We start from the raw sequence: 23,133 nt of genomic DNA on the forward strand, positions 1-23,133 counted from the left end.
GCTTTGCGGTTGTTGCCCAAGGTCCACCATATCAAACCCGAAGTGTTCAGTGACAAGGTTTGCATCAGGGGCCAGCCGTGCTGCCGCGCAAGCTTGTAGACTTCTCTCTGCAGTTTAAAAGCCTCTTCATAACCGGCCTGAAACCAGGCCAGGTTGGCCTGCTCAAAGATGATCTCCGCCTTCAGACGTATGTTCTCAGAATCCGACTCTATGAGCTTAAGAGCCTGTTGGTAGAAAGATGCGGCTTCGATAAAATTGCCCATCAATCGATAACACCTGCCGATGCTCAAGAGCATGCGGGCGATGTCGGCTGTCCGGCCGGTTTGACGATATATCGTCAGGGCTTTGTTGTACTCCTTGACGGCCAGGGCATATTGATTCAAGCCGCGATCGTATATGCCACCGATGCTTACATAGTGTCTTGCCAGCAGTTCCTGCTGGTTGAATACTTTGCTCAAAGAAACGGCGGATTGTAAATGAACCAGAGCTCTGTTGTAATAGGTGGCATTTGCCAAAACCACGCTAAGGCCGGCCAGGGCTTCGATCTGTTCAGGCCCTAATTCCAAATCCGCCATAATATTTACAGCTTTCTCAATATAAGGAACGGCCTTTTCATATTGTTCAAATTGAGCATGAACACTGCCTAACATCAAAAGAGTTTGAGCGTGCTGCTCTGAACCGGGATTTTCCTCGGCCATAAGCTTCACAACGGCATGGCCGTATGCAACCGCCTTTTCTGGCTCTCTTACCATTACGGCGCTGTCGCGGCCAAAGTTATAAAGGGGGGCCAGATATTGACTAAATTGTTCCACGGTTTGGGCAATCTGGATCGCATTTTCAAACATTGAAAGCGCCCTGGCAGGATTGTCATTTTCCAAGGCCTGCTGGCCGTTTTGAATATAGCGGGCAAAATACTGCCTGGCAAACTCTTGCGACTCTGCCGGTGTCATACCCCTGAAACCCAGTTGTATCCAGCGCTGCTTTTTGCCGGACAAAGACCCGGCCTTGGCCAGGGCCTCTTGCGCGGATGCCAAAGGGTATGCCTCTAAAAAATGATCCACAAAATCTGACCCGCGGGCGGGCTTGTCGGGCAATATGACGGAGGGACATCCATAGATGGAAAATAGATGTCCGATCAAATAAGCGTCCGCAGTTGATGCGGCGGGCAGCAGGGCCAGCGACAGATGGGATGCGTTTGCCAGCAGCCTTCGAACCGGAATGGTGTAGCCGCCGGGCGCAAAACTTACACTCTCAAAGCGTCCTGCTGCTTGATCAGAGCCGGTTGGGTCCGGGCTTGTTACAGCCAGAAAATATTTTGGATGTTGGCCTGCTTTGGTGGGAACGGCGGCTGTCAGGGAAACCCTGTCGGATATCAAAAATATATTTGCACTTTGGGTTGCTTGCAAGATCTCACTCTCTGACAACCCTTTTAGAACTTTAATATCATAGCCTGCAATATCTTTGTCAACAGCGGGAAAGACCAGCAGAGAGCGCTTAAAAGGCTTGCGGTTAATGATGGAACGCACAAGGTGAGTGCCGCTTAATGTATAAGATATAGGTATATCGTCAGGCATATGTTCAAAGATGCTGTTGATATTTTCATAGCCCACATACAGCAAACCTTCAGCAGATGTTATAAAATCTTTCAAAGCATCCGGCGTTAATGCTTTCCGGGTGGCGTCCACTGCCAGGGGAGTAATTGTAAAGACAATATAGCCCGGCTCTGCATCATCGACAGCAAACAACCGCACCAGTTTGCCGGCTGCGGGCAGATGCTGCCTAACATCAGCAGCCCTAAAAGGCTCCGGTCCGAAAAAGGTAATAATATCTGCAGCTGTTTCCGCGGGCCTTGCTGCCACCGCTGCTTGCCTTACCTGCTGATAGCGTTCAACAAGGTGCTTGTACTTTTTCAAAAGGGCTGAGGCCCTGTCTTGGTCCGTGGTTTTGACCAAGGCATCGGCGGTCTCTTCGGCATGTACGGCCAGCCCTAAAAGGATCAGAGACGTCTCTTGGGTCTGATTGTCCTGCAAAAGACGGATAGCATCGGGCAGCGCCTGTTTATCTTTTCCTAATTTTTCTTCAATTAGCCGGCTCTCGCGGCTCAATTCCTCTGTCAAATACTCTCTTTCTTCTCCTTGCGCCCGGGCAATTTTTTTGCGCAGTTTTTGTATTCGTTCCAGCTTTATATATATTTTCCTGAAAACAGTTCGGCTGAAAGAATCTTTTGCTTTCTCCTGCAACTCACCGGCAACAAGGGCCAGCCGGTTAAATCTTTCCAGCTCCGCAAGGCGCTCAGCAAGATTAAAGGCTTCTTCGGCTTTGCCTTCTTTGACCAGATCAGCTACAAGCGGGCCCAATACCGCCACAATCTCACCGGGGCCGCAACCTGCTCTTAAAAGCGTCACGGAATCAAGCACATCAAGGGCTGCCTGCAAGCGACCCAAGCCGGCAAGTGCTCGCCATTCCAGTTCGGGAAGCATGCCGCGCCGGGCTGCTTGCAGCGCTGATTCAAAATGCTTAGCAGCGCTTTGCCTGGCTGCAAAATCAAGGGCGACCCCGGCCGTATTAAGATGTAAAGCAGCAATTAGTGCCAGCTTTTCCCGGTTATGGTAGTGTTGTTCTTTTTCAAGTAATTTCAGCCCCCTTTTAAAATGTATGGCCGCCATTTGCAGGGCCCTTGTCTGTAAAACAGCGGCCTTAAGATTGCCGGCCGGCTGTTTAGGGAAGTTCAGCCCATAAACCCCCATCTTGTTATGGTAGACAGCGGCGACCGGCTTGTCGGCGGCAACCGGATTTTGGGCCAGCAGCTGGGTGGTTTTTGTGTCCAGAGCTTCCAGTTGACGTCCCAGCTCCATTACTGCGGGAGTCCCGGCGGACATCATCGCCAGCAGACTCGCCATATTGGTTACATTAACAGCCGTGCTTACCGGGTTTTGCATCCGCAAAGACAAATCAGCAGAGTAACTAAAATATGCAAAAGCCTCGGCAAGTTTCCCGCGGGCGGCGGCCAGTTGTCCGGCTCGGTGGTAAAGCAGCGATACGCCGTAAACGTTTTTGTCTGAGACCGGTTTACTGACAGGATACGCGGCCAGCTGCTTTTTGACGGCTTCTTCTGCGGGCCTCAATTCACCAAGCTCCAGGTGAATACGGGTCAGGAAGGCTTCCGCCAGCCTTATCTCCTGTTGGGCCGTAAAACCACGGCCTGCCTGAGTGGCACCGATTTCATCTGCTGACACTTGTACGGCGATATTTATCAGGCCGCGGCCTGACGCCGGTTGCTTATCGGGCACACCGAACTTTTCCACCAGGTCGATCACACTGACAAAGTCCCGGGCTGTTTTTTGCAGCAGTGCTCTACGCTTTTCGCCTGAAAGCGTTTCAGCCCAAAGATAGGCATTGTAGGCCGCGGAGCGCCGGTTGCGCGCAAGGTTTGCCGGCACTCCCAGTCCCTGATCAACCAGATCCTTATTTAATGCCAAGACCTTCTCAAAGGTCTTGGCAGCTTTTTCAGGGTAACCGGCTTCCTGATAAGCAAGGCCCAGACGATCAAGCATTTCAGCTTTAAGTTGCACCAGGCGTTCCGGAAACCTTAAGGCCTCGTTGACCTTGATCAACATGCCGGACAGGGTTTCATCAGCTTCTACCGCCGGCGGTCCTGCTTTTTTGTGTTTCTTAAGCAATGAGATTACCTGACGGTTTAATTTTTTCTGCTCAGTCAGTAATGCTTCAACCCCCGTCCGGTATGTTTGCCAATCAGGTGCGGGCGGCGGCAGAATATCTTTGTGATGCAGTTTAGACAAGCTGCGGTTTATCTCCGATTGGGCGGCGGCAATAGCTTTTATTGCATTGCTTATATCCGCATGCCTTATCCCCGGAATGACAACCCGATCCATTATATAACGGCTGATCCTGTCAAAGGCATCAGAAGCCTGCTGTGGTTCCATGCGGCCCTCTATCAGTTCGAGAGCCTTGGTGAAGGCTTTAATGGTCTGGGCCGCTTCGCGGGCCTGAAAGGCCGCAGCTCCCAAACGCCTGTAAAACAGTATCTCTGTATTATAGTTGTCAAAGGCTATGTCTGTCTTTAAGCGTTGTGTATAATATAAAAAAGCCTTGCGATACTGGCCGAGAAGGTAATACGTGTTTCCCAGGTTAAGGAGAAGATGGGCGGCATTTTCCGGGTTGTTTTTATGATCATTTAAAAAATACGCTTTTTTGTATGACTCCAGGGCCATTTCAAGCGTTCTCTTTGCTTGGTAAACCGTTTCCAGGACCTCAAAAACATACCCTAAGGTCTGATGAAAATACTCTACCCCCCCGTCGATATTGATAGCACGCAGCAGCAGCTTTTTAGCTTCTTTTAGTGACTTTTTATCATTCAAATACGTAAGAGAAAGTGCTGTGGCATAAATGGCTATGGGATCATTGGGATCATGTGCAAGCCTCTCTTTGTATTTATCCAGCATTGCTTGAATATTACCCAGAGCTGCCGCGCATTTTATATACCCTCGGTGGGCCTCCACAATGAAATCATCATATGCGATCATTTCTGCAAAAATTTTATTGGCAGAAGCAATTTCACCCAAGCGGTACAAAAACTCTCCCGAAGCAATCGATTTGCGTATGTAACCGGCACGAGCCAGATTGCTTATTTTATCCTCATAAGGCCTTTGCGCTATTTCAGCTTCATACAGGTCCAGGGCCTGACGGAATCTTTCTTCCTGGTAAAGAATTTCAGCCAGAGACAACCTGGCGGCGGATGTCTGGGTGTTCAAAATTTTAAACTGCTCCAGGGTTTGATAGTATACAGCTTTGGCCTGGGGCCACTCATCAATACTGTAAAACAGATCCCCTATACGGTTTAAGGCCCCGATGGACAAAAGTGGATTTTCCCGGCGATGTTTATCTGCAAAATTTCGCAAATATTTTATTTTTTCTGCAATCTTTTTATCCTCAATATTGGCCAGCGTGAGTTGCAGTATGCGTTCCACAGCTAAATCAGACCAGACACTGACATCCGGATAGCTTTTTATCACAGCTATATAGGCCGGGTAGATCTCATCCGGCCTTCCTATTTTGCTGAAAATATCGGCCTTTAAGATCATGGCTTCGGCAGCCTGAGACCTTGCTGACGGATAGTCGGCGATAACCGCGTCAAGCAGGTTTACAGCTTTAAAAAGAGAAGCCGGATCCCGGCCGGCCATAGAGAGCAGCCGGGCGCGTTCGATGTTCGCCCTAGCTCTTATTTTAGGGTTCTTGCTGCCGGCGATTTTATCTAATTGAGCCATGCCTGTCTGTATCAACGCCAACCGCTTTGATTGATCAGTTTCAAATTTTAAACGTGCGGTGGTATCAATCATATTCAACTCAATAAAAGCAAGGTCGGCTTCCGGCTGAATGTCGCGGTAGCCTTGAATTACAACCTTAAAGGCCAAACCGGCCAAGACAGGCATATTCAGTTCTTTATAAATCTTTCCAATTTCAAAGGCGGCCTTAGCCCCCCAAGGCCTCACATTTTCATACCTTTCTAAAACCTTGTAATATGCAAGTAAGGTCAGATACGGATCCGGAGGGATCTTTACGGAAAGTTTCTTTGCCAGCGCCAGCTGCTTTTCGGGACTGTCCTTTACAGGTATTAAGCCCTCTGCCGGTATGGACCAATAATTGTTAACACCACCCTTATCTGATAGAAAAAACAGCTTGGGTCCGGACAGTTGAGGCTGGGAAGCCGAAAAAGTAAATAAAGTCAAGGGATAAGGTCTAAGATGCTTGTCTTTAACTTTTACCCTGTATATTGTGGGATTGTCATTTTGGGTAAGCTGGCCGTCTTGGTCGGTATCAACGGCAATACGGGAAAAATAAACATAACTGCCGTCGGGCGACCATTCAGGAAAGCCGTCCATGTAAGGCCCCCGGGTCAGGCGCCGCACATTTTTATCTTTTAAATCCAATACAAAGATGTCACCGGCCGGATCATTCCGGTAACTAACAAAGGCCAGCTGCCTGCCGTTGGGCGCAATCGCAGGAAAAGAGCCGTCACCCCCGGTATTTAAAAGCACGGGAGTCCTGTCTTTCCCGTTAAGGTCCAGAACCGCAAGCCGTCTGTTTTCATCAGCGGGTCCGGCCTGATGAAAATAAAGCTTACGGCCGTCTGCGGAAAAGCAGGGTCCGCCGTCTGCGGTATCCCTCCCGGTCAAGCGTATGGCCCCTGATTCCTTTGATTTAAGATCAAGCAAATAGATGTCACCTTTGACATCATTGGCCGTACCCGTGAACGCAATAAACCGGCCGTCAGGAGAAAAAGCCGGTGAGGATTCCGGCGCAGGGTCAGAGGTTAATCTTTGCGGCAGTACAACAACGCCAGGATCAGCAGAACGCAGCCATAGGTCGGTAAAGTTTTCCCGGCCCGAAGTATAAACCATCCATTTACCGTCATCGGAAACGGCGGCATGCAGAACCGGATCGGTTTCGGAAGTTATTTGTTCAGGTTTGTTGACGGGCAAAATCCGGGGCCCGGCCTTTTGTAACCCTGCCAGGCAAAAAGAGGGCCAAAGTGCTCCCGCAGCAACAAACAACGTGATGAGAAAGACTTTTCGGATAAAGAATTTTTTTGGCTTCATTTTTTCACCGTCCAAGTGCCGTCGGGTCGTTGAATTTTTTCACCGGGCCGGGCATTTTCCGTGTTGAGCTTGCCGAATATCCGGCGGATTTGGGGCATATCATCTTCCGTCAGGTTTTCATTCATATCAATAACCCGGTGCATAACCAGCTCTCTTGATTTGTTGATCTGTGAAAGCACGTATTCGAATTCTTCCGGCTTGAATCGTTCTGCAAAATCTTTAAGGCTCTCAGGAACATCCTCTTTGTCCATCTGAAAAATTTCAACCAACCCCGTGTTGTTTTCTCCGACCCAGCCCAACTGTTTAAACGTCAGCAGGTCATCGGCATGAAAACTTAAAGCCTGCATGGCTGTTACGGCATCTTTGTGCTCCTGACTGTGCTTGGGCGGCGGTTTGATGCGTCCCCGGGAATCGACCCCCCTGACAGAGGCAACCAGCAGCATTTCTCTGTCAAGCGCGTTATAAGTGCCCAGGACCTGATTTTCCAGAGCCGTGCGTTCGCTCATCACTTCGACCTTAACTTCAGCCAGGGTACACCCGGCCATAAAAATCAAGATAATTCCAATTAATGCTCTCATGGCTTCCTCTTTTGTTTTGATGAATTCTAAAATGCAGAATTCATCAGGTGTTTGGTGTTTAGTATTTTGTGTTTTGTTTTAAAATATGATTATCCATTGAGCGGTCTTACAGCGAAAACCCCCCGACCGCTCAAATATTTAAACCTTACATCCGTAACTTCTTAATGAATTATTGTGCAAGCCTTTTACCATATTGCTTTTCAGAGCTTACTGAGAAGTTAAGGTTTGAAATTTCAAATGTTTACCGTCTTTGCTAATTTTGATGCTGTTTGCCGCCAAGATTTTCAGGACGGCAACAAGCGGATCAAGACTTGCAAGGTATTCGGCATAATTGTCAAGCCCGGCCACATTGGCAATATTCAGCCGCCTGAGACTCGGTATGGCCACCGGAACACCCTGCGCATCTACTTCACCGTCTAAAGAGAGGCTGCCGTCCTTAATGTAGACATTAATCCAGCGTGGAGAGCCCAATCGCAAAAGTTGGCGCTGGGATACAATGGCTTCATTGCTCTCTGAAGGATCCAGCGCATAAAGCAATCTTTCAAGCGAGCGGGTGCCTATGCGGCTCAGATTCAGATCCATCTGAAACTCCTGCAGCAAAGTGCTCATCTGCGAAGACAAAGGTATCAGAGCCCATAGCTGGCCGCTCAATTCACTGTCATCATTATCCTTTGCACCGGCCAGCGGGTATATTTTTTCTGTATTTAAACCTGAAAAGGCCAACCGCATTTGCAGGAAAAAGAGGTCGTTTTTCTGCAAAACTGCCACTGAACCGATAACCGTCCCTCCCAATAATTCAACCCTAAAATAGTCTGAATTTGGAAGACCCTTGTTCAGATCAAAATCTATCACAGAGTGATTAATGGACAGCGGCAAGGGGCCGAGTCCCATATATGCCGACTTAAATGCAATGGCATGCTGTGCGCTGAAACGGTTTTGCAATGCGCCGGTGAACTTTGTAACGGCCGTATCTTCGGCCGCAAATGCGCTTGAAGAACCGGCCGCCGGCCCAGACTCAGCCCTTAGAACTCTGACTGACAACGGTACAATTTTGCTTTGTTCCGCTTTTATCTCTTCTTCTGTTACAATACGATAATCTTTTTTTAAATTCAAATTTGTCTTCAGGTTTTTAACGCTAAATAACTTTCCCAGCTTTACGTTCATTTCAGGACTCGAGGCCCAGGCATTTAGCCTGATATTTTCGCCGGGAACCAGCAGAAGCTCCAGGCCGGTCTCCACCCGGCCGTCAAAGTCCAGGCCGTCAACAAGCCCGGTTAGGTTGGTTTCTTCCGAAACATTCAAAGTTCCGCGAGCAGTAGCTCCGATATACTTAAACCACAACGGCAACGGCATTTTCAGATTGCGTTTAAAGATACGATCCATGCCGCTTAATGATAGATCAAAAGTATGCGTTATGTTTGCCGGTTTTAGTTTCACGACCTGAGAAAAAGTTGCTGATTCAAGATAATCATGCTCGCCGGAAACGAGGATGTCGGCACTTAAATGTTTATCACTGACCAGGTTAAAAGGCACCTTATCAATACCTCGAATTAAAATTTTACCGTCAAATTTGCCCTTGCCGGTTTTGTTGTCAAAGCGGTAGCTTAACGGCGATCCGGTTGAGATTGAATTAACTTTTAAACGATTATTCTCTGAAACAGTCAGGTCAACCCCGACATCTTTCAGAGTGCAGCTGGTAGCAAGCCGGTCTACAAAGTCCAAATCATTTTTGAAGTTGATTTTTAAAGACGCCAGCTTAGCTATTTCTCTCTTATGCGGCAATCTGCCGGCAATATCCCAGTTGAGCCTTGCCTGGCCGGTCAGCCTGATTTTATCATAAAACCGGGCAATAAGCTTCTCAGACAAGGGCGCCAGAGCTATAATAATTTTCCCCTTTGCCTTAAGACGCGCCGCCGCCATATGCTCGGCATCAGCCTCAAAATCTGCTACAAGGATATTGTCAACCGACAGATTTGATGTAATCCCCTTAATGTCTACATTCAGGGGATCCAGATCCAGAAGCTCTATTTTATCAATGCTGCCGTTAAGCTTGGCATTGGTTTTAAAAGGACCGTACCTGGAATTTTCTATAACCAAAGACGGCAATTTTATCTTTAAATCCTTGATTGCAAGCCGGGCATTTATGTCGGCAGGAAACTCAAGTTCTGCATCCAGGGTTTGCTGAACATTGTTGACAACAATTAATGACGGTATACTTATTTCGTCGACCGTAAGTGCTGCCTGTACTTTAAAACTTGCCGTTAAACCAATAAGAGGATTGTTAGACTTATGGATTTCATTGGAGGTAACGGTTATATTTGAAATTGACAACTTTTTGACATTAACATCCTTTTCCCCTTTAACAGCGAGGCTGTCTGTGGTTAAAGATGCTGTTAAACTCATTTGTGTGGGCGAAAATTCTTTGAGGGTTGATCTTAAGTTCTTAATGGCAAACCTGAAGTTTTTTGCTGACAGCAGAAAACCTTGAGATCCCTTGGGAGCAAAATGAAGCTCGGGCATCTTTAAAACCAGATCGCTGATGCTTATATCGTTGGGACCCGACGGCACCGGCCCGGAAAAGCCGGCATGCACTATCTCAAGAATCGGAAAATTTTGGGCACTATCTTTACTTAATTTTATACCCTCCGGTATGAAGCCACTAGATTTATCAAGCAGTTCACCAATATCAAAACGTATCGGTCCAAATTTAAAATCTGCCTGCGGCGCCGTGCTGTATAAATCTTTAACTACTCCTTTCCAAACCGCTGTACTTTTTGCCAGCAAAACAAGTGCGCCTTGCTCGATGGAAAGTCTTCCCTTGAAGGCATCCAGAGTTCCTCGGTTGTTAATATTAAAGTTTAGCGGTCCAAGTGTTTTATCTTCTAAAAGACCGTTTGAAATGACCAGGCCTTGGCCCTCTAAAGTGGAATTGAAAGCTAGCGACTCCGGTGTATTTCCGGAAGCGTTCAAGATGAATTTTAGATTGCCCGCGATTGCAGTCGACGAAATCTGTGGGGGCATAAAAGGTTTTAATACCCGGGCAAGCTTGGCAAGGTCAAATTCTATGCGGCTGTTCATCTTGAGTTTGTTAAGGTTGCTGTTGAAGACAAACTTGGCACCGGGGCCGGCACCCTCCATATCAATGTATGCAGCGGTTATTTGCAGTCTTCCTTCTGGATTAAATAAGTTCTTGACTGAAATCTTCAGATGAGCGTCGGGAATTTTTTGGCCGGCTATGGCAATATCCGTATAAGCTTGCAGTGCTGCCGGTTCAAAATAAAGGGATGGTATATCAATATGTACGGCCGCATTTTGCAGTGCAAGCTGTTTGTTCAGCATGCGATCTTCAACCCGCACAAAAATATTGTCAAGATGAACCCGGCCTTGAATATCAAAAGGAACAGAAAAGGCCAAATTCTTCAGATCCAGCGGCACTTGCTCCTCTTTGGTTGTGTCAGCGGGTTTAAGCTGCGCCAGCAGCATACCTACATTGGTCTGCCCGTTCTTGCTGCGGATCAACCCGGCCTCAAGGCCGTCAATAACAAAGTCAAAATGCAGACGGCCGCTTAGTATTTCACTAAAAAATATCTTTATTCTGGCACTCTTGGCCATCAACATCGGTTTGCTCGAAAAAGTCGGATCATCCTTTAGGCTGATATTTTTAATCAAAATTTCTTCGGACCATTCCCACTTGAGCTCTTCAATTTGCAAGCGGCGGTTTATGGCGCTGGAAGCCCGGCTTTCAAGAAAACCCTTAAACCTTGCCGTGGAAACAAGCTTCGGCAGGAAAACAACCAGGCCAACCAGAAAAGAGGCCATGATAAGCGCGGTAACACCCAGTACGAGCAGAAGTTTCTTGACGATACCGCTTTTTGAATCTGATGTGGGTGTATCAGGCATGAGTTAAATTAATGCATTCGTAAAAAATTATGTTATCTTTCGGCTCTTTAAGCCTACAAATAATGAAAATAAACTTCAACCTCAATTGAGCGACAACGTTCACTTGAAAGCTATCCGGTAGGCGTTCACAGGTTCAGGGTTCAGAAGTTCAGGGCTACGCGGTGCTTAATTGCCTGGAGTCGCCTTGATTTTTTTCCAGTATTTTATGTCCCGACCTTCTTTAAACACGTCGATAAGCATCCAGGTCTCACCGGTTTTTGTGTCGATCTTGAACAATTTTTTTTCGTTAAAAACCGTTGTTTTGCTGGTTTGAATCAAGACCGAGTTGTAATCCGCATTGAACAATTGAAACCTGTCCTTTGCTTCCGGTTGCTCAGCGCTGTAAAGCGGTGCGGCGGACAACACCAACAAAAAGGCCATTGTAAGACAAAAAAATCTTTTCTGCATTTTTTCCTCCCTGGTTTTTGATATTTGTTAACAGTGAAAAAATTTAAAATATTTCAGCAGTCGGGGAGTTTTTATTATAGAGCATTATCTGTCAGCGGAATGGATTTTCCATGAAGCGACCATAAGAGAAAACTCCCCGACCCCTGAATTATTTAGTATGCAAAATTAAGGCGATAACTTGAGCTGTCGGCCTGATCTTCTTGTAAAGTGTCAGGAGGGCAGTCGGTAGCAGGTAGAATCAAGTTGGACGATTACTTTTTAGGCTTGACGACAGGACTCGCAACATTTTCGCTTTCTACCGGATCACTTTTAAGACCGTCTTTGTCCAGGGCAATGATCTTGTAGCGGTAGCTGGATCCCGGTTTCAGGTCAACGTCTTTGAAAACGGTTTGATCAGCAGTAAGTTTCCCCAGGTTAGACCAGTATCCATTGTTTCGGCTGCGGGAGAGAATATACGTTTTGATATCGTTCTGCGGATTTTTGTCCCATTTTATCTGAATATAATCTGCCCCTTTAGTCGTCATGATTCCTTGGACAGGGGTCGGTCTTGGCTTGGTGGTTGCCATGACGGCCCTGGTGGGTTTTCCGTCCGCACCAAAGAGATTGTAACTGACGATTGTATAAAAGTAGTCCTGCCCGTCTTTCAAAGGGTTGAAACCTCTGCCTTTGTCCAGGAAGCTGTTGGATTTATATCCTTTTACCTTGGTTATTCTTTTGAGGTCTGCGGTGCCGGTTCCCCGGTAAAGGGCGTAACCGCCGACATCCGGATCCTCGACGGGCGCCCAGAAAATTTTGACGGATTTTACCAGGCCGCTTTGGGTGATAACATCCTGAGGAAACGGCGGCAGATCCTTGGTCTTGGTCTGGATGGTATTTGAGGGGCCGCTTTCACCTTTAGCATCATAAGCTGTCAGGTGATATTGATAGGTTTGTTCATCCTCAAGACCTTTCTTATCTGTAACGCCGGGTTTTGCAGGGGCTCTAATTTTGGCCACCTTGCGCCATTCATTTTGGCCCTGCCTGCGATACAGGTAATGCCCTGCAATGTTTTCCTGGGGCTCCCAGGCAATGCTTATTTTCCTTAAAAGGTTGTCCTGCTCAATCTTTAAAACAGGGCGGTCAATCGTTTTCACGATTACCGGATCCGACATCGGGCTTTCCCGTTTTTTCTTGTCCAAACTTGCAACCGCATAAAAATAAGTCTCACCGTCCTCTAAGTCTTGCTTGTCTTCAACCTTGAAGGCCAGTTCCGATTGAGATGTCATTTTGGCACTGACGGAAGATATATTCTTCCAACTGCTGTCGGCACTTTTTTTGCGGTAGACTTTGTATGCTTTTATCTTAAATTTTTCCTGCTCGTTCATCAGCGAGGGGACGAATTTAATTTCCGTACGCCGGATGTAACCTATGCCGCCCATAACCAGCGGTGGATGGGGAATTTTTTCACCGGCGCTTTTGATTTGGGCAGTAAGGCTGCTCTTAATCTCCTCGCCGGAACTTAGCTTAAGCCCTACCCGGTAGTAATAGGATTTACCTTGCTTGATTTTGGCATCATCGAAGAGGTTCTGGTCTGTTTGGCCCTGATACTGATAGGGACCTTCTGAGTTTTCCGAGCGGTAGACATTAAAGCCGACAATCGGTTGGGAGGGGTCAAATTTCCATGTCAGCAAGACCTTTTTCCCCTGGCTTTTGGCTCTAAGATTCTCAATTTTAACTGCAATCTGGGCCGCAGCCGCGGCAGGAACGGCATACGATTCTTCCCTGTTGCTGATTGTGTCGGTCAACTCTGCGGCAAATTTCGGGATTTCGTTCAAAATGGCTCCACGCCCGGCAAAACTTTTATTCCAGGTTTTAATCAGCCGCTTATTTTCAACGTCCATGAGCTTGAGTGTTGCCAGAATCCGCCCGGGTTTTTTGGTGACACTTCCGAAAAGGATAAAATTGATCCCCAGGGCTTTGCCGGCTTCAGCAACCGATGCCGTACCACCGCCCTGAACCAGCCCCGCCTGAAAAAGAATTTCTTCCATGTCGCGCCTGGACATCAGTTCAATTGTTTTTTGCCTTTCCAGGGCGGATATCAACGCATATAAAATATCACCATCATATCCCATGGCCTCCATGTTGGTAGGTGTGAGATTAAAAATTGCCAGAGCGTTGCGGGCGGCCCCGGCATAAGCTGCGCCCCAGAGCACTGCAACAACCACGACTGCCGTCACCGCAATGTTCCTGACACGGAACATACATTAGCCCCCTATTCGGACTTTATAATTAAGGAAAATATACTCGAGATGCTCCTGTGCTTTGGACGATAAAGGAGATCCCTGAACGCGTTTCATTTTTTCGTCAAAAATGGCATCGATAAAGCTTTCGGCCGCTTTGAGATTAGCGCGGCGGCGCAATAGCTTGGCACCGTCCTGAAAAGATTTCGTCTCCAGATTCTTCAGCGGGCTCAATGCCTCCCGGCCCAGGTCGGCCACCACCTTTTCCGTCATTTTTTGAAGAATCTCGGTATCCGTAGGAATTTCCAGGGGATCGAATTTGATTTTGGCCTCCGGAAGGCCGGCGCTGGTTTCATCCTCCACGGTCTCTTTGGCCTCTATGGTTTTGACCTGGATGTTTTCTCCGGTGCTCACATCTACAATGCGAAAAGAGAGTTGCACAAATCCGACTTTTTTATGTTTGGAAACTTTGTAATCCTTTTCCGTATATACCGGTATTGTTATTTTAGCCGGGGGCGCCTTCGAAAGCTGCATGGGGGTGGGTTTGGGATTTCTTGCTTTCCAGTTTAAATAATCGATGTTGTCATCGATCTTGGTGCCCACCTTATAGCGCACCGATTTGGTCCCTTCCGAGGAGGTCGCATCTACATTATATAACAGAACGCTGCCCATGATAGCCACATCGATTCCGTAAACGCTGCCCATCTGCTTGGCGGTATTGCCGGAGACCACACCGATCTGTCCCAGCTTCATCTCCTCAAGGATCGATTTTAAATTTTCCCGTTCCAGAATCTTGATATCTCCGCTGGCGTTCTTGAACAGATAGGTTATCAGATTGTTGGCAACGATAATTCCGGCATCTGCGTTGTTGGACGGACTGTTGAAGTCAAACACAGCAATCGATTTTTGGACCCTCTGCTGAATATTGTCTTCCATGGCCTGGGTAAGAAAGAAAAGTTTGGGATAATCCGGATCGATGCTTTGAATTTTTCCATACCAGAACCAGGCGCCGCCGAACAAACCTTGCTCCTTGAAATTTTCAGCCGTATAGGCGGCTCGGGATGTAAGGTCTTTCTTAAGAGTGTTAAGCTGGAAATCACTCTGAGCATTCATATATTTTTTGGCCAGGCTAAAGCTTTCAAAACCCTTGAGCAGCCACCCATCGTCCATCTGGCTCCTGGACTTGCGGACATAAAATTCTCCGGCCTTTGTGCGCACAAGGCCGATCAACTTCCTTAAAGTATTGTTGTCAGGTTCGTATGCAAGGGCGCGTTGATAAGTTTTGACGGCCCGGTCCCATTTTTGTGCCATCACCGCTTCGCGGGCCTGGCGGACAAAATAATCTTTATTGTCGCGTTCCTGGACCAGGTTTAAAAGCTCGCGCGCGGGTCCGTGATCACCTTTTAAAGCCAAGGTCTTGCGCAGATGTTCCCCGGCCCCCGCAAAATCTTCCCGGTCAAACAACTCTTTGGCCTGCTGATAAGAAGCCTGTGATCCTTGGTCGACAGCTTGCCTTAAAAGTTGGAACGAATCCTCGTAATTGGGGAATCGACTTTGAATTTGCCGCAAGTTAAAATAGGCCTTGATCCAATCCCCGGCGTCTATCTGTTGTTTGGCGCCGGTATAGAGCGCTTTCACTTCGGACAGCAGCACATCTTGCTGCTTTGCAATCCTTGCCGCCAGGTTTGCGACATCAGCGTGTTCGGGATCAATCTCCTGGGCCTTGGCAAGCTTATCCTTGGCCCTGTTGATGGCTCCTATGGTAACCGGAGATTCGGAACCAAGTGCTTCAGAACCCGCGGTCACATAATTGGCAATCAAATTACTCTTAATATCAGTAAGCGCCTTTTGGTATTCTTTGTTATTCGGTTCTTTTTCGATGGCCTGCTGCAGATAGGCGATCGCCTCGGTGTATTTGCCGGCCGAGCTAAGCTGCAAGCCGGTATCATAATGTTTTTTCCCTGCGGCAGCACAGCCAAAAAGAAAAACCGCTAACAAAATGGAAAGCCCTATGTGGAAATTTATCCTTTTGTTCATTTTTCGTCTCCCTATAGCGAAAATTAATATTATTTTGTTATAGTGATTTGATTTCCCTGAATGGTTTCCAGCTTCGGCTCAAAATATTTGTTTTTAAAATAGGCCATCTGGATTTCATTTAACAACTGCTCGGGCCAGCCACGGTACTTTAAATTGTATTCGGCCTTTTTGTTGCGAAAACCGATTAATTGAGCGTCCACAATACCGCTGACATCGGATTTGAAAATTGCACCGATTTCCAGGGCCTCGCTATGTGATTCAATTTTTTTCACGATTAGATAGATATCTCTTTCGCTGTACAATTCCTTTTCCCAGAGCCTGGAAAGTTTCTTGCGCAGTTGGCCCCAAATTTTATCGATACAGAATTTTGCACCTTTGTCCAGAACCTGAAGTCTGTTTTCTCCCGGCATGGACTTCACCGCACTGGCGGTGGCCAGAATTTCTTCATCCCCGGGGCGGTAAATATTGGTGCTGAGGCTGATCTCATTCAGGGTAAGTTCAAGACCCTGAAAGGTGGTCTTGCGGGTGGAGAGTTCCAAACTCAGTCCGATCAAAAGACCCATCTGATTTTTACTTTTTTTTGAATATTTGAAAACTTTAAAGCCGTCATGTTTTAAGCGCTCGATAAGCTGATTGGCCGTCTTTTTGGCGGTGGGCAGGTAATCGGCCTTCAAGCCCGGTTCGACAACAACGCTTATGCGCGGGTTTTTCTGCCATTTTAGAATTTTTTTGAATCGGTCTAAATCGTCGACAAGGTCCGGAATTTCAACTTCTGCCTGGATCGTGATCTCGTAAGTGCCCAGATCCGTTTTGTTTTCCTCAATAATTTTGATATTTTTAAGATACCCGGCCGAACGGCTCATTATCTGATCTTTGATCACCTGAAAATCTTCTACGGCAGTTCTGGACTCAATGGTAGTGCCCATGGCTTTTTCGACGGCCGAGCGTTTGGCCTCATCTAAAGCTTTTTCACGGGCGATTAACTCTCGGCCGGGTTCAAAAAAACTCAACCCTTTGGCCGTAACCGTTTTCCCGGCCTGCAGGCCCGCTGGAAAAAGGAAAAGAGCTGTCATTACATAGAAAACGATTTTTTTCATGGTCCGGATTTTTCCTTATGTGAAAAGATTGAAAGGCTTGAATATAATTATTTATTTCAAAGCGTTTAAATATGGCACACTCAATTTAAAATGACAAGCCAAATAATCATCAAAAGTTGAGCAGAAACTTTGTTTTGTATTATATTTACAGTATATTGCCGGCAGTATTACAACCGCATTATCGCTTAAAATAGTAAAAGCTGATATGCCGGCATATATTGCAGGCAAAACAAAAACACCAAACACCGGATGCATGCGGGCTGCCCCTAATTATCAGGCCAATTGGGTTGACCTTTGTATGTTGTATATTGTAAAATTTCATATGGAACAAATTTTAGGGAGCATCGGCCGAAAAACCATAAAATCCGTCAATCACGTGCTAGACTTGTGCGCCTTAACTTATCGAATCTTCACGCTGATTTTCAAAAGACCGCAAACCGGCCGAGTGATTGTCAGAAGGGTGGTGCTGGAACAGATATATTTCACATGTGTGGAAGCGCTCCCGATTATTATTCCGATTGCCCTGCTGATCGGAAGCATACTGATTGTACAATTTGCCAAATATGCAGGGCATTACGACCTTGGCAAGATCACCGTTATTTTGATAGTGCGGGAACTCGGCCCTATCATTACAGCCTTTCTGGTTATCCTGAGGTCTGCCACGGCCGTTACGATCGAAATCGGTTACATGAATGTTCTCCACGAAATGGAAGCCTTTGAAATGGCAGGTCTTGACCCCATGCGGATCGTCTGCCTCCCCAGGATGGTCGGAATAACTGCGGCGGTATGCTGTCTTTTTATAGTATTCGATCTGGTGTCGATTATAGGCGGGTACGGTTTGATATGGCTCATAACCAACATCCCCATGGGAAACTTTCTTGATCAGATCGGCAAGGCCATCACGGCAGCCGATATTGCGGTAGGCATTGTCAAAGCCCTTTGCTTTGGGATCATTATTACGGTTACAAGCCTCCACCACGGATTCGATATCAAGAAAAATATTACGGAAATCCCGGTAGGAACTTCCAAAGCAGCCATTGAGAGCGTGATCTTCTGCCTGATCGGCAACATCATCATATCCGCCATTTTTTATATGTAGGAAGCAACGTGTATCTGATAGAACTTTCTAATTACAGTCTTGTCGGCGAAGGGTTTGGAAACTCTCTTAAAGACATCTATTTTACCCTGGCGGAGGGCGATGCTTGTGCCATCAAGGCTGATGTAGCGGATGACGCTCACATTTTTCTAAAAACCCTGGCAACGCTGGTCGGCCCTCAAAGCGGCACATACCGCTATATGGGTGAAACTATAGATTTTTCAGACTATCGCAATCTCCTTGCCTTTAAAAAGAAAATCGGCTATGTCGGCCAGGATTCCGCTATGCTCAGCAACAAAACAGTCAGGGAAAACCTGCTATTAATGAGATCCTACTTCGAGAATTCACTCTCATTGGACATAGATGAAAAAGCCCTGAAATTATGTAAAATTTTTAATATTGAAGATAAGCTTGACGTTCGCCCCGGTGAATTGCGCCCGGTTGATTTGCGTATTGCCATCGCCATTCGGGAACTTACTAAATCTTTTGACGTTCTGCTCCTTGAACGCCCGGAAGATTATTTCGGCTACAACAGCTTCGGTCTTTTTAACGAAATTCTTAAAGATACCCTTGAACACGGGCATGGGGTTGTTTTTTTCTCTAACAATCAAAACTTTATTGAAGCCTTTGCCAATAGAGAGGTACTGATTGCAGACGGCACTTTGGCCGAGGCTCCGATGTAATAGTTTCCATCCATAAACTGTAATTTCAATACGTCATGGAACTAAAGTTTGACAAAAAAGAAAAAGCTGTTGGAATATTTATCATCTGCATTGCCATGCTGCTGCTGACGACTGTGATCGTCATCGGCCGGGGCAAAGGCTGGTTTAAAACCTATATAACCTATTATACCATTTTTGACCAAAGTTATAACCTGGAAGTCAATACGCCGGTAAAGCTGTTCAACACCAACATCGGCAAAATCAAAAAGATACTTCTGGTAGGGGACAAGGTAAAAATCAAGCTGGGCATTTTGCACGAATTCAGATCAAGAATCAAAAAGAGCACCACCGCCACTGTCCAGAGCCCTACGGTTTTGGGTGCCGAGCATATTGCCATCATACCCGGCGAAGACGATGCACCCCTGATTCAAGCAGGCGGAGTCATACCCTCTGAGAAGAAAAAATCGATAGCCGATTATCTTAGTGAGTTTCAGGTCGAAAAGACCGCCAAAATGATTATCATGGCGGCTCAGGAAATCACATCGATCGTTCAAATCCTGCGAGACCCTCATGGTCCTTTTTTTACGGCCTTTGAAAGTCTCAACTCATTGCTGGCACAGGTCGAAAAGATGATCAACGAGATCGATGCCGGCAAGGGAACGGTGGGCGGCTTAATAAAATCGAGCGCCCTTTTGGATCAAGTCCACGACAACCTCGATGAGGTCGGAAAAATCATTGGAAACCTTTCCGAAGCCTCTGCTAAAACGCCTGCAACCGCTGATCAGATGAAGGAGACCCTGGCGACGCTGCATGAGATCGAAAAAGAGATATTAGAAAGCGTGCCGAATATCAAACGAACCATGAAAGATGTTGAAGATGCTGTCGGCACGCTTAAAATCATTCTGGCCAATATCGAAAAGGGGAGTCAGGATATACCCGAAGTTACCCGCTCTACATCGCGAGGGATTCAAGAAATCAGAAAAGCGGTAAATAATATCGACAAGGTCGTCCAATCTCTCCAGCAGAACTTTTTTTTCAAGCCGCGCCTGCCCCCGGAACCCACAGGCAAGAATGTGGATGCCGGGCTGCGGCAATAGATGGTCCCTTAATTTAGATACCTTTATAGCGGTTTCCATAAATATGTTCCGATTGATTCGTTGCGGGGTAATGTCCGTTGATAGTTGTCAGTTGTCCGTAGCATAGGATAGAAAATGCTGTAAATTCAAGTATACATGAAAGCGCCATCGTTGAAACCTATGCTCGATCTAAGCATTTAAAAATGCGCATACAACTGACCACGGACAATGGACTACGGACACAAGTCGTTTTTGTAATGTTCGAGTTCTACACGGTTTAAATTGGATTGCCGTTGAAGCGGCATTTTTTTAAAGCACAAAACTGCATCCTTTGGTTATTGATTGAGGAGCTATCAAATGAAAATTAACGAAAACGTTTATGGCTTTATCTGGCGGTCGACGACTGCTAACAATTGCAACACCTATTTGATTGCGGGACCAACCCGCATGCTCATCGATCCCGGGCACAGCGGCCTGTTTGAGCACGTACACAAAGGGCTGGGAGAATTAGGGCTGGCGCTCGACGATATCGGTCTGGTCATAGGCACCCATGCCCATCCGGATCACCTGGAGGCTGCTGAGCTCTTTAAGGAAAAGCCCGCCCTGGTAACTCTGCATAACAAGGACTGGCAATTCTTAAAATCTATGGACAATTACCCAAAGACTCCTTTGAGCTTAACCTCCCAATCAATAGCACCCGCTTTTTTTCTTAAAGAAGGCGATATTTCGATAAGTGGCTTTGATTTTTTGGTAATGCACACGCCGGGGCACTCACCGGGTTCCGTCTCCATATACTGGCCGGACCAGAAGCTGCTGTTTACCGGAGATCTGGTTTTTAAAGGGGGGTTCGGGCGTACGGATCTGCCCGGAGGAAACGGTGCACAGCTCAAGGAAAGCATTAAACGGTTGGCCGGGCTCGATGTAGAATGGTTGTTGCCGGGGCATGGTGATATCATCAGCGGGAGCGAAGAGATCAAGGCCAATTTCGAACAATTGGAACAGGCCTGGCGTTGACGCGTAACGGCACAACGGGAGAGAATCGAAGGTGATTACCTCGCCAACGCTCAAGGAGAAGACGTGGTTGCCGGCATTCGCCTGACCGATGACATTTCAAAACTCAAAGAAAAGGGTAAAGATGTTATTATGGGGCGCCCTGCCGGGCGCCTCTACAGTTGGAAAGACTCCTGTGAAAAGAAAGCCGTTCCACTGACAGATGCCCCTTGGCTGAGTTTATCAGCGGATCGCTATTTCTTTTCCCAGCGCAGCAGTTCGGTCACTTTGCTCAAAGTGCTCCCCTCTTTGATTTCTTCCCGGATACGGTTTTCCCTCTCAAGCACATCCATACTCCGGTTGGCGTACTCCACCGCCAGGGCTTGAGGCAGCACAACCACACCGTCGTCGTCGCCCAACAGCCAATCTCCCGGCTCTACCCGCACATTGCCGACTGTCACTGGTACCCCCATCTCCCCAAACCCTTTGGGTTCGCCTGCATTGGGCATGACAAGTCTGCTGAAAGCCGGAAATTTAAGGGCCATGATTTCAGGACTATCCCTTAAAGCGCCGTCGATTACAACTCCAGCCAGCTTCTTCTGCAAGGCCGAATAAGTTGCCAGTTCTCCCCAAACGGCAGGCCCCGCACCGCCGGCGTCGATGACGATAACATCTCCTGGATCAGCCACATCAATGGCCTGGACAGGTTTGGCCCAATCTCCCGGATAAGTTCTCACTGTAACGGCCTTACCAACCATCCGGATGCTTGGAAAAAGCGGTCGAATTCCCTGCAGAAAACCACTGCGGTGCAAGGCATCGGAGAGATTAGACGACGATACCAGTTCCAGAATCTCCCGGATTTGAGCCTCGCCCTTCCTCTTAAAAAGGGTGGTACTGATGCTTTTGCCTGTGTCCAGTCCTTGGCGAATTTCGCGGGTTGCCTGTTCAGGGTCCAGAGCTTTGCTAATGGCACCACCTACAATAACGATGGCGGCCCCGGCCTCCACCGCGTCGGCGGCTGTTTCGGAATTAATGCCGCCGGCCACCGCCACCGGAATCGACAATGCCTGGGTTACCTGCCGCAACGTATCAAAAGGATCCTTGCCTTCCATCTGCTCGTCAACGGCGCAATGGACCGATACATAGTCGGCCCCCAGATCCTCAACAAGCTTTGCTCTGGACAGGACCTCATCCACCGCAATCATATCCACTACAATCTTGGCACCATAGTTTTTGCCCGCCTGGATGCATTCCCTGATGGTAGCCTCGCTGGATGCACCCAGCACATCTACAATATTTGCACCGGCCTTGGCGGCGGTTTCAACTTCCACCCGTCCGGTGTCCATAATCTTCATATCGGCGACAATGGTTGCGTCTGGAAAAAGTCGGCGCAGTTCCCGGACGGCGTGAAGCCCTTCGCTCTTGATAAGAGGCGTGCCCGCTTCAAGCCAGTCAACTCCACCGGCGATTCCGGCCTGGGCGTTCTTCAGAGCCCGTTTCAAATCTACAAAATCTAAAGCCAACTGCAAAATTGGTTTCATTTGTCCTCCATTACTCAATGACAGTGTGCCGTGATAAAAGCCTGCCTACATCTTTTACTTTTTTTGGATAAAATCCTAATGGAGGCTGTTTGTCAAGGCTTTATCAAACACCTCATACCATAAACCTCCTGTTCATATCCCAAGCTGTGCGTGGTTTTGGCTTGACAAGATCTGGTTAGCCGCGGTGGTCGCACCATCCATGCCGTTTAGTTGCCCGCACCCGGAAAAGGCCGGCGGTATCTTCGCGCTTAAATGGCAGCAAAGCCTCGAGATCCTCACGCCGTTCACGCGGGGCTCAAACGAAAAAGTGTATTTTCCCAAGAGGCGCGGTTTTTTCTCTTGACTATCATTTTAATGGGTGACATTTTTTTAATCTTACGTTTACCAATGCCGCCTTTTAAAGAGATCCTTTGCGGTAGTGTGGTAGGTTTTGAGCGATTAACATAATTAAGGAGGGCCTTCACAAATGACTTATTCATTGGATTTTCCTTATGCATCTCAGCGGATGCCGGTATTTGCGAAAAATGTGGTTGCGACATCCCAACCGCTGGCCGCTCAAGCGGGATTGAATATGTTGCGCAAGGGCGGCAACGCCGTAGATGCCGCGTTGGCGGCGGCGATTACACTGGCTGTGGTGGAACCTACCAGCAATGGTATTGGCAGCGATGCCTTCGCAATCGTGTGGGATGGAAAACGGCTCAGCGGGCTTAACGGGTCCGGAAGGTCGCCCAAGGCTTTGTCGCCGGAACAATTCGCCGGACAAAAAACCATCCCGGCGTTGAGTTGGGGTGCGGTTACCATACCCGGCGCGGTAGACACCTGGTCAAAGCTATCGGAGCGCTTTGGGAGAGTTCCCTTTGCTGAATTATTCGA

The 23,133-nt window shown here is 47.5% G+C and carries 13 protein-coding genes; 5 read left to right on the forward strand and 8 right to left on the reverse strand.

The window, feature by feature from the left end:
• The 7 genes from V3S16_RS00280 to V3S16_RS00310 all read right to left on the reverse strand — a co-directional run.
• The coding region (locus V3S16_RS00280; RefSeq protein WP_413882669.1) for a tetratricopeptide repeat protein at positions 1 to 6,617 on the reverse strand (6,617 nt) is incomplete at its 3' end.
• The gene (locus V3S16_RS00285) at positions 6,614 to 7,195 is read right to left on the reverse strand and encodes a DUF1318 domain-containing protein (protein WP_413882670.1); all 582 of its coding nucleotides are present in this window, start codon (positions 7,193 to 7,195) and stop codon (positions 6,614 to 6,616) included. The genes V3S16_RS00280 and V3S16_RS00285, both read right to left, overlap by 4 nt.
• Positions 7,196 to 7,402: 207 nt before the next feature.
• A complete protein-coding gene (locus V3S16_RS00290) occupies positions 7,403 to 11,095 on the reverse strand; it encodes a hypothetical protein (protein WP_413882671.1) in 3,693 nt (1,230 codons plus the stop codon).
• A 165-nt stretch (positions 11,096 to 11,260) separates the two neighbouring features.
• A complete protein-coding gene (locus tag V3S16_RS00295) occupies positions 11,261 to 11,542 on the reverse strand; it encodes a hypothetical protein (RefSeq protein WP_413882672.1) in 282 nt (93 codons plus the stop codon).
• Between the two features lie 251 nt (positions 11,543 to 11,793).
• Positions 11,794 to 13,782 carry a hypothetical protein gene (locus tag V3S16_RS00300; protein WP_413882673.1) on the reverse strand — a complete coding sequence of 663 codons (1,989 nt, stop codon included), beginning with the start codon at positions 13,780 to 13,782 and terminating at the stop codon, positions 11,794 to 11,796.
• A gap of 3 nt (positions 13,783 to 13,785) precedes the next feature.
• Positions 13,786 to 15,798, reverse strand: coding sequence for a CsgG/HfaB family protein (locus V3S16_RS00305; RefSeq protein WP_413882674.1), 2,013 nt, complete (start codon positions 15,796 to 15,798; stop codon positions 13,786 to 13,788).
• Between the two features lie 29 nt (positions 15,799 to 15,827).
• Positions 15,828 to 16,895, reverse strand: a complete 1,068-nt coding sequence (locus tag V3S16_RS00310; RefSeq protein WP_413882675.1) for a hypothetical protein — start codon at positions 16,893 to 16,895, stop codon at positions 15,828 to 15,830.
• Between the two features lie 298 nt (positions 16,896 to 17,193).
• Between V3S16_RS00310 and V3S16_RS00315 the strand changes: the two genes are divergently transcribed.
• The 4 genes from V3S16_RS00315 (at position 17,194) to V3S16_RS00330 (ending at position 20,743) form a co-directional block, all read left to right on the forward strand.
• Complete coding sequence (locus V3S16_RS00315) at positions 17,194 to 17,994, forward strand: MlaE family ABC transporter permease (protein ID WP_413882676.1); 801 nt, start codon at positions 17,194 to 17,196, stop codon at positions 17,992 to 17,994.
• A gap of 8 nt (positions 17,995 to 18,002) precedes the next feature.
• Entirely contained in the window at positions 18,003 to 18,674 is a 672-nt protein-coding gene (locus V3S16_RS00320; protein ID WP_413882677.1) for an ATP-binding cassette domain-containing protein, read from the forward strand.
• Between the two features lie 35 nt (positions 18,675 to 18,709).
• A complete protein-coding gene (locus V3S16_RS00325; protein ID WP_413882678.1) occupies positions 18,710 to 19,750 on the forward strand; it encodes an MlaD family protein in 1,041 nt (346 codons plus the stop codon).
• 336 nt (positions 19,751 to 20,086) lie between these two features.
• Positions 20,087 to 20,743 (forward strand): MBL fold metallo-hydrolase, encoded by a 657-nt coding sequence (locus V3S16_RS00330; protein WP_413882679.1) that lies wholly within the window; start codon positions 20,087 to 20,089, stop codon positions 20,741 to 20,743.
• Between the two features lie 230 nt (positions 20,744 to 20,973).
• Here V3S16_RS00330 and hxlA read toward each other — a convergent pair whose 3' ends face one another.
• Positions 20,974 to 22,260, reverse strand: a complete 1,287-nt coding sequence (hxlA, locus tag V3S16_RS00335; RefSeq protein WP_413882680.1) for a 3-hexulose-6-phosphate synthase — start codon at positions 22,258 to 22,260, stop codon at positions 20,974 to 20,976.
• A gap of 466 nt (positions 22,261 to 22,726) precedes the next feature.
• Between hxlA and V3S16_RS00340 the strand changes: the two genes are divergently transcribed.
• The coding region (locus V3S16_RS00340; protein WP_413882681.1) for a gamma-glutamyltransferase at positions 22,727 to 23,133 on the forward strand (407 nt) is incomplete at its 3' end.

Origin of the sequence: Candidatus Desulfatibia sp. (genome assembly GCF_036446775.1) — a bacterium.
Taxonomy (GTDB): domain Bacteria; phylum Desulfobacterota; class Desulfobacteria; order Desulfobacterales; family UBA11574; genus Desulfatibia_A.